Source organism: Mesorhizobium sp. M0496, assembly GCF_040321205.1.
In the GTDB taxonomy this organism is placed as follows: domain Bacteria; phylum Pseudomonadota; class Alphaproteobacteria; order Rhizobiales; family Rhizobiaceae; genus Mesorhizobium.
The window spans coordinates 25,759-37,918 of the sequence record NZ_JAMYRC010000057.1 but is presented as its reverse complement, the minus strand read 5'-3'; the positions used below and the strand labels follow the sequence as shown (position 1 = coordinate 37,918).

The window sequence follows — 12,160 nt, the reverse complement described above, 5'->3', positions numbered from 1 at the left end:
GCCGGTTGCTCAACCCGCGCCACAAGGCGTAACAAAAACGGTCGAGGCTCTAATCGCAGCTGGATGACAGTTCAGTGGCAGGTCACCATGTCAACAACGGCTTGTCAAGGCGGGCCGGTGCATGTCGCCCAAAAGTGCGCGGCGGTTTTGGGACAACGACATGCACAAACAAAAGGCAAGCCTATGCCAGGCTTCCTTGCAGCACCGTCAGCTTGGCCTTCTTCGGCATGCGGGCGGTCAGCCATTCCAGCGCCTTGTCGTGCGGCATCGGGAAGGCGATGGAGTAGCCCTGCACCTGGTCGCAGCCGATGGCCATCAGCGAATCGAGTTCGGCTTCGGTTTCGGCGCCCTCGGCAACGATCGAGATGCCGAGGCCACGGGCAAGCTCGGTGATGGCGCGCACGATCTTCGAGTTGTCGCCATTCTCATGGATGTTCTGGACGAAGCGACGATCGATCTTCAGCCGGTCGATCTCGTTCGGATTGACATGGCTGAGCGAGGCATAACCGGTGCCGAAATCATCGAGTTCCAGATGGACGCCGGCCGCCCTGATGTGGCGCAGCTTGGCGGCGATGCCCGTCTTTTCGTCGTCGAGAATGACGGATTCGACGATTTCCAGTGACAGTTTCTGTGGCGGCAGCCCGGCCTTTTCCAGCGTCCCGAACAAGAACGCATCGAAATCGGGCTCGCGCAGTTCCGTGCCGGAAACGTTGACGGCAAGCCGCCCGAAGGCGATCCCGGCGCGGTTCCATTCGGCGGCTTCGTTGATCGCCTTGGTGATGACGATGCGGCCGATCTCGGGCATGAAGCCGCATTTTTCGGCGACCGGGATAAATTCCCCGGGTGGGATCATGCCGCGCTCGGCATGGTTCCAGCGCACCAGCGCCTCGATGCCGCTGATCGTGCCATTGGTCAGCGAAACCTGCGGTTGGAAATAGACCTGGAAGGCCCGCTCCGCGATGGCGACCTTGATGTCGTGCTCGAGCTGTTTGCGATAGTCGAGCTCGCGGCGCAACTCTTCGGAGAAGAAGGAGAAGTTGCCGCCGCCCAGCTTCTTGGCGGAGTAGAGCGCCAGATCGGCGTGAACCAGCAGATCCTGCGCATTGTCGGCGTCGATCGGGTAGACGGCGATGCCGGCGCTGGCGCCTGGGAGAATGGTCGTGCCCTGGAAGACGATCGGCTCGTTGATGTGCGCCAGGATGCGTCGCGCCAGCATGTTGATGTCTTCGGTGCCGCCGGCGCCGCCGAGGATCATGACGAACTCGTCGCCGCCCAGGCGTACGCAGAGATCCGAAGCCCGGCAGGAATCGCGCATGCGCTGTGCCGTGACAACCAGCACATAGTCGCCAGCGGCATGGCCAAGCGTATCGTTGATCTGCTTGAACCGGTCGAGGTCGAGCTGAACGACGGCAAGGCGCTCGCGACGCCGATGCGTGCCCTTGATCAGCGTATCGAAATGATCGGTCAGGAACGTGCGGTTGTGCAGGCCTGTGAGGCCGTCATGCACCGCGATGAAGGCCATGGAATTGCGCGCGTCGATCAGCTCATGCGTCTTGCGCAGGATGGCGTTCGACATCGGCCTGAAGATGAAAAGCGCCACCAGTATGATGACGCTCAGGGTGGCGTAGAATAGCGTGCGGTGGAGAGCGAGCAGCTTTTCGGAGCGCTCGTCGGCATCGGCGCTGATGCGCTGGCCAAGCGCGGCGTAGCCCGACAAGCTGGCATTGGCGACAGAGGCATCGAGATTGACGCGCTCGTCGCCTCCCTTGTAGCCGCCGCTACCGGTGAATTGCGATTCATAAGCCGAGATCAGGCGGCCGCCATTGGCGATCAGCCCGACCGAGAAATAGTCGAGGTGAAAGGGCTTGGCGAAAAGGACGCTCTCGATCGACTTTGGGTCGAGCTTGGCCGGCGATTGCGGATCGGCTCCCGTCTGCTCGAGCAGCAGATCGTAATTCGTCTCGAACTCCGCCGTCGCCTGCTTGAGCGCGCTGACCAGCGCCGGCTGCTTGTCGCGCGAAGCAGCACCCGTTGCGCCGGCAAGGAAGACGATGCGCTGCGACAACGTCTTTTGCGTGCTGACGATGTCGAGCAAGGTGTTGTTGTGCTGTTGGGTGGCCATCATCTGCTGCAGCAGGATGAAGGAGGCTATCACCATGGCCGCGATGATCAGCAGGGCCAGCCAATAGCCAGCCTTGATCAGCAGTATGAGCTTGCCTGAAACGGTTTGCACCGGCTGCTGCGACATGTTCGGGGGCGGCCCTCTCGCCAACGGATTTCTGTATGAGCACCATTGAACTGCAAACGTTAACAGGACTGGAAATCGACAGCCGGCCGGCAAGGGGGAGCCGTGGAAAGATCGGGAAATGGTTATCGGCCCGTTTAGCGCTGTACCGGCATTTGACTGGTCGTCGGCCTGCCGCATTTGTCGTGGCCTCGCTTCCGCGGCCGCATGACAATCCGCATCGGGGCCACATCGGCCGCTTGCCACCGATCCGGTCGTTTTTGCGATGGATTTTTCGCGCGGACGAGACGACAGTCGGCCCACATCAAGCGAGGCCCGATCATGACCGCAGCATTCCTCTCCCACATCGACAGCGAGCTCGCGGGGCTCAAATCGGCAGGTCTCTACAAATCCGAGCGGGTTATCTCTTCGACCCAATCGGCTGAGATCGAGGTCGGCGGGCAGAAGGTGCTCAACTTCTGCGCCAACAACTATCTCGGCCTCGCCGACAGCGCCGACCTGCGTGCGGCGGCCAGCCAGGCGCTCGACCGCTATGGCTACGGCATGGCATCGGTGCGCTTCATCTGCGGCACGCAGGAGGAGCACAAGCAGCTCGAGGCGACGATTTCATCCTTCCTCGGCTTGGAAGATACCATCCTTTACGGCTCCTGCTTCGACGCCAATGGCGGCCTGTTCGAGACGTTGCTCGGTGAGGACGACGCGATCATTTCCGATGCGCTGAACCACGCCTCGATCATCGACGGCGTGCGGCTGTCAAAGGCAAAACGTTTTCGCTATGCCAACAACGATATGGCCGATCTCGAGGCGCGCCTGAAGGAAGCTAAGGACTGCCGCTTCCGGCTGATCGCCACCGACGGTGTGTTCTCGATGGATGGCATCATCGCCAATCTAAAAGGTGTGTGCGATCTCGCCGACAAATACGATGCGATGGTGATGGTCGACGACAGCCATGCCGTCGGCTTCGTCGGCCGGAACGGCCGTGGGTCGGCCGAGCATTGCGGCGTCGAGGGCAGGGTCGATATCATCACCGGCACGCTCGGCAAGGCGCTTGGCGGCGCATCCGGCGGTTACACATCGGGCAAGAGGCAGGTGGTCGACTGGCTGCGCCAGCGCTCGCGGCCCTATCTCTTTTCCAACACGCTGATGCCGGCGATCGCCGGCGCTTCGATCAAGGTGTTCGAACTGATCCGCAATGGCGATGCCTTGCGCGAGCGCCTCTACGCCAATGCGGCGCGGTTCCGGACTGAGATGGGCAAACTCGGTTTCACGCTGGCCGGCGCCGACCATCCGATCATTCCGGTGATGCTGGGCGATGCGGCGCTGGCGCAGGAAATGGCGGCGCGCATGCTGAAGCGCGGCATCTATGTCATCGGCTTTTCCTTCCCGGTGGTGCCGAAGGGCCAGGCGCGCATCCGCACGCAGATGTCGGCTGCGCATTCCGCCGCTGATATCGATCGCGCGGTGGACGCATTCGGAGCGGTCGGCAAGGAATTGGGCGTGATTTCCTGAAAGGCCGGAATCTAAAAGCGATTCCGGATCTAGAGATTCAAGGGACAGAAGCATGTCGAACATGATGAAGGCGCTGGTGAAGGCCAAGGCCGAACCGGGCATCTGGATGGAAGAGGTGCCGGTACCGGAGATCGGCCCCAACGACGTACTGATCAAGATCAAGAAGACTGCGATTTGCGGCACCGATGTCCATATCTACAATTGGGACCAGTGGGCGCAAAAGACGGTGCCGGTGCCGATGGTTACCGGCCATGAATTCGTCGGCACGGTTGCCGATTTCGGCGCTGCGGTCACCGAATACAAGGTCGGCCAGCGTGTGTCGGGCGAAGGCCACATCGTCTGCGGCCATTGCCGCAACTGCCGTGCGGGACGAGGGCATCTCTGCCGCAACACGCTCGGTGTCGGCGTCAACCGTCCCGGCGCCTTCGGCGAGTATCTGGCAATCCCGCAGCACAATGTCGTGCCGATCCCCGACGATGTGCCGGACGAGATCGCCGCGATCTTCGATCCCCTGGGCAATGCCGTCCACACGGCACTATCTTTCGATCTGGTCGGCGAGGACGTGCTGGTCACCGGCGCCGGGCCGATCGGCATCATGGGCGCGCTGGTGGCGCAATGCGTCGGTGCACGAAAGGTCGTCATCACAGACATCAACCCGGTGCGGCTGGCGTTGGCGAAAAAGCTCGGCGTCCAGCATGTCGTCGACGCCTCGAAGGAAAAACTGCGCGACGTCATGCCGGCGCTTGGCATGACCGAAGGCTTTGATGTCGGCCTCGAAATGTCGGGCGCCGCACCAGCCTTCCGCGACATGATCGACACCATGAACAATGGCGGCAAGATCGCCATTCTGGGCATCGCGCCCACCGGCTTCGAGATCGACTGGAACAAGGTCATCTTCAAGATGCTGCATCTCAAGGGCATCTACGGCCGCGAGATGTTCGAGACCTGGTACAAGATGATCGCGCTGGTTCAGGGGCCGCTGGATGTCTCCGGCCTGATCACGCACCGCATCGGCATCGACGACTTCCAGATGGGGTTCGATGCGATGATAAGCGGTAGCTCGGGCAAGGTGGTGATGGACTGGTAGGCGTTGGCGCCGGGGATCTGAAACCAGCCAGCCGGCTGACGGCTCGCGTGGGATTTTCCGCTAGGTATTGACGGCCCGCGGGACTAGCATGCTCATTGGGAGGTGGGCGATGACAAACGTCTCGATCCGCCGGGCGGACTTCATGATGGTCCTCGCCTATGCTTCGGACCTCGCAACCGGTCATTCTCGCGACTTCGCGCTGAAATCCTGCGTGCTTGCGATGCGGATCGCAGATCGTGCGGGCGTTTCCGAGCAGGTTAGGCGCAATGCCTACCACCAGTCGATGCTTCGCTATGTTGGCTGCAACGCGGATACCGATCTTCTGTCGGCAACCTTCGGCGACGAAATCGCGCTCCGCCAGGACCTTGTCGGTCTCGACATGGGCAATCGTGCGGAACTGGGCAGGGTCTTCGTACAGGCCTTCAAGCGGTTCTATTACGATCTCCAGCCTGACGCGCAGGCCAAGGCGATCGAGGCCGCCATGTCGCAGGCACTGGCGGTGGCCCGCCCGGTGCTGATCGCGCATTGCGAGGTCGCGCAGTGTATCGGCGAGCGGCTTGGCTTGTCCGGGGAGATGGGCCGTAGCCTTGGACAGATCTACGAACGCTGGGACGGCAAGGGTCTGCCACGTGGACTGAGCGGCGAGGAGGTGCTGCCTGCCGTCCAATTGATCACTTTGGCGCAGGATGTCGTTGCGCTTAGCGATGCCGTCGGGATCGTGGAAATGGCCGAAACTATCGCCAGCCGCGGCGACGGCCCTTATGCGGCTGATCTGGCCCGGCTTGTCTCGGCAAACGCGGCGGTGCTGATGGAAGGCATCGGCGTGACGGTCGACCGCGAGACGATTTTGGCGCTGGAGCCCGATCCGCCGGTATCGCTCGATGAGGCGGACTGCGACGAGGCATTTCTCGCCATCGCCGATATGATCGACATGCGCATGCCGTTCACACAAGGCCATTCGCGGATGGTGGCGGAACTGGCTGAGGGAGCGGGGAGACAGATGGGGCTGCCCGCCGACGACGTCCGTGCGCTGCGCTGGGCGGGCTGCATCCACGACATTGGCGAACTTGTCGTGCCGGTGGCGACCTGGATGCGCAATGGTCCGCTGTCCGTCCGCGAGCGCGACGCAGCCCAACTGCACGCCTATTACGGCGAGCGTGCGCTGGCCTCGTTCGGCCGCGAAGGCGAGGCAATGGCCTCACTCGTCCTGCGCCACCACGAACGCCTGGACGGCTCTGGCTATCACCGCAAGGTCGGCGGTTCCGACCTGTCCCCGGCGGCGAGAATCCTGGCCGCCGCCGAAGTGTTCCAAACGTCGCGGGAGGAACGTCCTCACCGCAGGGCCCTGTCCAGCGACGCCGCGGCGACACAGTTGCGCGCTGCCGTTCGTGAGGGCAGTATCTGCCCCGACGCCGCCGAGGCCGTGCTGTCCTTCGCCGGGCAGCGGTCCCGCCGGGCGCCGCACCGGCCGCTGGCCGGAATGACGCCACGTGAGATCGAGGTGCTGCGCCTGATCGCCGCCGGCCTCACCGCGAAGGAAGCGGGGCGGAAGCTGGATATCTCGCCCAAGACCGCGGATCACCATATCCAGAGCGTCTATGCCAAGATCGGTGTGACCACCCGCGCCGCCGCGGCACTCTATGCGGTCGAGCACGGCCTTGTCCGGCCGGGCGAGGCGAAGTCATTGCCATAGGGAATCCTCCCCATGTACGCCTGCCCCGAGGCGCGCATCATGATCCTGTCGACGGACCAATGGTGGCCGCGACCGACAGGAGGAAATCAGATGCTTCTCGCAACGACCAAGGTGGCGGACGTCGACCGCTTCATCCGTATCTTTTCGACCAAGGGCGCCGACAAGCGCCGGCTGCACGGTTCGAACGGCGCGACCGTGTTCCGCGACCCCAGCGAGTCCGACCGCGTCTGGGCGATCTTCGACTGGGATGCCGAGGGTTGGAAGAACTTCGTATCGGATCCCGAAGTGCCGGCGATCCTGCAGGAGGCCGGCCATGTGGGCAAGCCGCAGGCGGCGATGCTGCTCGGCCACTATGAGGCCTGACGTGCCTTTCGCGCCGCCTGCTACCGGCGGCGGCGCACCCACGAACCCCAAAGATCGGAGACATGAGATGGACCAGAAACCCATCAAGATCGGCCTTATCGCCGAACTCACCGGCCCGTTGTCCTTCATGGGCAACGCCAACGCAAACCTCACGACCATGCTTGTCGATGACATCAACGCCAAGGGCGGCTTGCTGGGCCGGCCGGTGAAAGTCATCATCGAGGACGGCGAGACCACCGACAGCGTTGCCAAGGCAAGAACCGCGAAACTGATAGATGTCGACAAAGTCGATCTGGTCGTCGGAGGCATCTACAGTTCGACCCGCCAAGCCATCAAGAGCGAGGCGGTCGAACGCGGCGGGACGCTCTACATCTACACCGAGCAATACGAGGGGCAGGAAAGCGATCCCCTGATCTTCTGCACGGGCCCGGTGCCCGCGCAGCAGGTCGAGCCGCTGATCCCATGGTTCATGAAGAGCACCGGGGCGAAAAAGTTCTACCTGCCTTCGGCCGACTACATCTGGCCCCATCTGTTGAACAAGGCCGCGAGCCGGGTGGTTCGCGCCAATGGCGGCGAGATCGTCGGTGAGGAGTATTTTCCGCTCGATACCGTCGATTTCCGGCAGACGGTGCAGCAGATCATGGCGAGCGGCGCCGAAGTGGTCTTCAACACTCTGGTTCCACCGGGCTTGACGCCGTTCCTCGACGAACTGCACAGGGCTGGTTTCGGCAAGCGGGGCGGAAAGTTCATCTGCACCTACTTCGACGAGAACTTCTTCAATCTCGTGCCGTCCGAGCAGATCGAAGGCCTCTACAGTTGCCTCGACTACTATCAGGAACTCGAAGATCCGTTTGGCCGGGCGCTCTTGCGGCGCTACCAGGACCGATTCCCTGGCAGCGCGATGTTGACCGCGGGCAGCGGCTGCACCGGCCACTACCGGGCGATCAAAATGTGGGAAGCGGCGGTCAACGAAGCCGGCTCGGTCGAGCGCGACGCGGTTATCCGGGCGCTCGACCACGCCCGGATCGGCGAGGGACCGGGTGGCCCGGCCGAAATGGTCCCCGGCCAGCACCATGTTCGCATGAACATGTACATTGCGCAGGCACAGAGCGGTCGCTTCCGGATCGTGAAGAACCTTGGACAGATCGACCCCAACGAACGGATACTTGCCGGCGAAACCCAACTCATCGGCGCCGACTGAATCCGCGGCGTCGATCAATGTTGTTCCAAGTGGCGAGGGCGAGTAGATGCCGCCCTCGCCATCCAACCGGGCCAACAAGGGCTGTTCCTTGCGCCTATTCGATGTCATTTCGCAACTGGTCGTGGGTCGACGCCAAGGCGGCCTCCAGCGCGGCCAATCCGTTCGAGATCGCCGCACGCTCGCTCGCGCTAAGTTTGTCCAGCAACTCCCGCTCGAACGCCTTCGCAAGCGGCACCATTTCGCGATAGGCGGCAAGGCCGGCCTTGGTCAGCGCCAGATGTTCGACGCGGCGGTCATTCTCGTCAGCGGTTCGAGTGAGCCAGCGTCGCCGTTCGAGTTCAGCCACGGCGCGCGATACCTTGGTCTTGTGCATGGCCGATTGGTTGCCGAGTTCAGTCGCGGTCATCGTTCCATGCTGCCCAAGCCCGGAAAGGGTACGCCATTCCGGCCGCGTCAGGCCGTGACTGTCCTTGTATATTCGCGAAAATTCGCGGCTGACGGCGTCGGCAAGCCGGTAGAGCCGGTAGGGCAGGAAATTTTCCAGATTGAGAATTTCAGGCGCGTCGGACGCTTCGCTCTTGATCGCCATTTTTTCAAAGCCGCCATTGATGGTTACATTTTCGATGGTTACAAATGAAACCAGTTTGGTCAATTGAGATCCATTCCGGGAGGAAGCAATGGCCTTTTCCTATATGCCGGGTTTCGGCAATGACTTCGAAACCGAGACGCTGCCTGGCTCGCTGCCGCAAGGACGTAACTCGCCGCAGCGGCCGGCCTATGGCCTTTACGCCGAGCAGCTTTCAGGCTCGCCCTTCACCGCCCCGCGCGGCACCAATGAGCGCTCCTGGCTCTATCGCATCCGGCCGAGCGTCAAGCACACCGGCCGCTTCAAACCGGCGAGCTATCCCTTGTGGAAGAGCGCGCCCAATGTCGGCGATCACGAACTGGCGCTTGGCCAGTATCGCTGGAATCCTGTGCCGATGCCGAAAGAGCCGACCGACTTCATCGCCGGCATGCGCAGCATCACCACATCAGGCGATGTGCTGGGACAGACCGGCATGGCAGCGCATGTCTACGTCGCCAACCGCTCGATGGTCGACGATCATTTCTTCAACGCCGACGGCGAGTTGCTGGTCGTGCCGCAAGTTGGCGCCCTGCGCTTGGTCACCGAGATGGGCGTCATCGAGCTGCGGCCCGGCGAGATCGCCGTGCTGCCGCGCGGTCTGGTCTTCAAGGTTGAGTTGGTCGACGCCGAAGTGCGCGGCTATGTCTGCGAGAACTACGGCGCCAAGCTGACGCTGCCCGACCGTGGCCCGATCGGCGCCAATTGCCTGGCCAATCCGCGTGATTTCAAGACGCCTTGCGCCTGGTTCGAAGAGAAGGAAACGCCATGCCGGCTGATCGTCAAATGGTGCGGCAATTTCCATGTCACCGAGATTGGCCATTCGCCGCTGGACGTCGTTTCCTGGCACGGCAACTACGCGCCTTACAAATATGATCTGGCGACGTTTTCGCCTGTCGGAGCGCTGCTGTTCGACCATCCCGACCCGTCGATCTTCACCGTGCTGACCGCGCCGAGCGGCGAGGAGGGCACCGCCAACATCGACTTCGTCATCTTCCCGCCGCGCTGGCTGGTTGCCGAAGATACGTTCCGGCCGCCTTGGTATCACCGCAACATCATGAGCGAGTTCATGGGGCTGATCCACGGCCAGTACGACGCCAAGGAAGAGGGCTTTGTGCCCGGCGGCATCAGCCTGCACAATCTGATGCTGGCCCATGGGCCTGATGCGCCTGGCTTCGAAAAAGCCTTCCGCGCGGATCTGAAACCGGTCAAGCTCGACAACACCATGGCCTTTATGTTCGAGACCCGTTTTCCGCAGATGCTGACCCGCTACGGCGCCGAACTGGAAACCCGGCAGGACAATTACATCGACTGCTGGGCGGACCTGAAGAAGCGCTTCAACGGCACGCCCGAGGGCGACTGGTCTTGAGCGGCGCGCCAATGCCGGACCGGCTGGTGCTTTTGGGCTCGAAGGGTGGCCCGGCGCTGCGGCCGGGCGGACCATGGCCGAGTTCGTCGCTGCTGCAGATCGGTAGCCGCAATATCGTCGTCGACTGCGGACTTGGCGTGACGCGCGGCCTGGTCGATGCCGGCGTGAGCCTGAAGGCGCTCGACCAGATCTTCATCACGCATCTGCATTCCGACCATGTGCTGGAACTGGGGCCGCTGATCCACACCGCGTGGACAGCGGGCCTGGCGACGCCCATCGGCGTGTTCGGCCCGCCGGGCATCGACCACTACTGGCGGCGCTTTTGTCAGGCGATGGAGTTCGACATCGAAATCCGTATCGTCGACGAGGGCCGGCCGGATATCCGCGAGCTGGTTTCGATCGTCGAATTCGGCGAAGGCCAGATGGTCGAGCAACGCGGCTTGACGGTTTCGGCGCTGCGCGTCGACCATCCGCCGGTGACCGACTGTTTTGCCCTGCGCTTCGAGCACGGCGGGAAAAGCGTGGTGTTCTCCGCCGATACAGCCTTCTTTCCGCCGCTCGCCGATTTCGCCCGGGGCGCCGACATCCTGGTCCACGAAGCCATGCTGGAACAAGGCATCGAGCGGCTGGTGGCCAAGACCGGCAATGGCGCGCGGCTGAAAGAGCATCTGCTCGCCAGCCACAGTTTTGCCGAGGAGGCCGGGCGCATCGCCAGCGATGCTGGGGTCAAGAGACTGGTGCTCAATCACCTCATCCCGGCCGACGACCCCGAGATCGGCGAGGCCGACTGGATCGCCGCTGCCAGGAAAACATGGGCCGGCGACTTGACGATCGGCCGCGACGGCCTTGTTGTGGAATTAAGCGGCGTCAAGGCCGCGTCAGGAGAGGAAACCGCATGAAGCTTGCCACATTGAAGGACGGGACGCGTGACGGAAAACTCGTCGTCGTCTCGCGCGACCTGACCCGCTTCACCGACGCCTCGTTCCTGGCGCGCACTCTGCAGGCGGCGCTCGACGACTGGCGGCGCATCGCTCCGCATCTCGCGACCATAGCGGAATCGCTTGAGAACAATGCGGTGCCGTCGGAGCGCTTCCACGAGCATGATGCTCATTCGCCGCTGCCGCGTGCCTATCAGTGGGCCGATGGCTCGGCCTATGTGAACCACGTCGAACTAGTTCGCAAAGCGCGCGGCGCCGAGATGCCGGCGAGCTTCTGGACCGACCCGCTGATCTACCAGGGCGGCTCGGATTCCTTCATTCCGCCACGCGATCCGATCCGGGTAGTCGACGAAGCCTTCGGCATCGACATGGAAGGCGAAGTCGCGGTCATCATCGACGATGTGCCGATGGGCGCCAACCTCGACGAAGCGCGCGCCGCGATCCGGCTGATCATGCTGGTCAACGACGTCACGCTGCGCGCTCTGACCGGACCGGAGCTGGCGAAAGGTTTTGGCTTCTTCCAATCGAAGCCTTCCTCTGCCTTTTCCCCTGTCGCGGTGACGCCGGACGAACTGGGGGACGCCTGGGACGGCGGCAAGGTCAGCCTGCCGCTGCTCGCCGATCTCAACGGCAAGCCGTTCGGCCGGGCCGATGCCGGTGTCGACATGACCTTCGATTTTCCGGCGCTAATCGTGCATGCCGCCAGGACAAGGCCGCTGGCCGCCGGCACCATTGTCGGCTCGGGCACCGTCTCCAACAAGCTCGACAGCAGGCCGGGCAAGCCTGTCTCGGACGGCGGCGCCGGCTATTCCTGCATCGCAGAACTGCGCATGATCGAGACAATTGTATCAGGCGAACCCAGGACGCCGTTCCTGCGCTTGGGCGACACGGTGCGCATCGAAATGAAGGACAGGACGGGTCATTCGATCTTCGGCGCCATCGAGCAGGAGGTCGAGAAATACGAGAGGTGAGGGGATGACGGTCGTCATCCAGGCAATCCGGCTGAGTTACCGCATCGAGGCGCGCACGCCACCAGGTGCATGCCATGCTCTCTGGCACCACGGAGTTCCTGCAAGACTATGATTTGAAGTTGAGACGGGCAGAGGCTGAGCGGCTGGGCTCGCGAGACCAGT

At 62.8% G+C, this 12,160-nt stretch carries 10 protein-coding genes; 8 read left to right on the top strand and 2 right to left on the bottom strand.

All coding sequences use genetic code 11. From position 1 onward, the window contains the following. Positions 1–181: 181 nt before the first annotated feature. Positions 182–2,248 (bottom strand): putative bifunctional diguanylate cyclase/phosphodiesterase, encoded by a 2,067-nt coding sequence (locus NKI73_RS30280; protein ID WP_352635324.1) that lies wholly within the window; start codon positions 2,246–2,248, stop codon positions 182–184. Between the two features lie 318 nt (positions 2,249–2,566). Here NKI73_RS30280 and NKI73_RS30275 point away from each other — a divergent pair, with 318 nt between their 5' ends. The 5 genes from NKI73_RS30275 (at position 2,567) to NKI73_RS30255 (ending at position 8,098) form a co-directional block, all read left to right on the top strand. After that, positions 2,567–3,754: a glycine C-acetyltransferase gene (locus tag NKI73_RS30275; protein ID WP_352635323.1), complete on the top strand. Its 1,188-nt coding sequence runs from the start codon at positions 2,567–2,569 to the stop codon at positions 3,752–3,754. 52 nt (positions 3,755–3,806) lie between these two features. After that, entirely contained in the window at positions 3,807–4,841 is a 1,035-nt protein-coding gene (gene tdh, locus NKI73_RS30270) for an L-threonine 3-dehydrogenase (protein WP_352635321.1), read from the top strand. 109 nt (positions 4,842–4,950) lie between these two features. Continuing rightward, positions 4,951–6,534 (top strand): HD domain-containing phosphohydrolase, encoded by a 1,584-nt coding sequence (locus NKI73_RS30265; protein ID WP_352635320.1) that lies wholly within the window; start codon positions 4,951–4,953, stop codon positions 6,532–6,534. A 90-nt stretch (positions 6,535–6,624) separates the two neighbouring features. Beyond that, entirely contained in the window at positions 6,625–6,897 is a 273-nt protein-coding gene (locus NKI73_RS30260) for a hypothetical protein (protein ID WP_352598856.1), read from the top strand. 67 nt (positions 6,898–6,964) lie between these two features. After that, entirely contained in the window at positions 6,965–8,098 is a 1,134-nt protein-coding gene (locus NKI73_RS30255) for a substrate-binding protein (protein WP_352635319.1), read from the top strand. A gap of 94 nt (positions 8,099–8,192) precedes the next feature. On the opposite strand, the gene NKI73_RS30250 is transcribed toward NKI73_RS30255, so the two are convergent. After that, on the bottom strand, positions 8,193–8,687 hold the full coding sequence (locus NKI73_RS30250; protein WP_352635318.1) for a MarR family winged helix-turn-helix transcriptional regulator: 495 nt from the start codon (positions 8,685–8,687) through the stop codon (positions 8,193–8,195). Between the two features lie 88 nt (positions 8,688–8,775). Here NKI73_RS30250 and hmgA point away from each other — a divergent pair, with 88 nt between their 5' ends. Genes hmgA through NKI73_RS30235 form a run of 3 tightly spaced genes read left to right on the top strand, consistent with a single transcriptional unit; the run spans position 8,776 to position 11,998 of the window. Beyond that, positions 8,776–10,089 carry a homogentisate 1,2-dioxygenase gene (hmgA, locus tag NKI73_RS30245; protein ID WP_352635316.1) on the top strand — a complete coding sequence of 438 codons (1,314 nt, stop codon included), beginning with the start codon at positions 8,776–8,778 and terminating at the stop codon, positions 10,087–10,089. A gap of 11 nt (positions 10,090–10,100) precedes the next feature. Beyond that, positions 10,101–10,988: an MBL fold metallo-hydrolase gene (locus NKI73_RS30240; RefSeq protein ID WP_352635327.1), complete on the top strand. Its 888-nt coding sequence runs from the start codon at positions 10,101–10,103 to the stop codon at positions 10,986–10,988. Beyond that, the gene (locus NKI73_RS30235; protein ID WP_352635314.1) at positions 10,985–11,998 is read left to right on the top strand and encodes a fumarylacetoacetate hydrolase family protein; all 1,014 of its coding nucleotides are present in this window, start codon (positions 10,985–10,987) and stop codon (positions 11,996–11,998) included. The genes NKI73_RS30240 and NKI73_RS30235 overlap by 4 nt, the downstream gene beginning before the upstream one ends. Positions 11,999–12,160 lie beyond the last annotated feature (162 nt).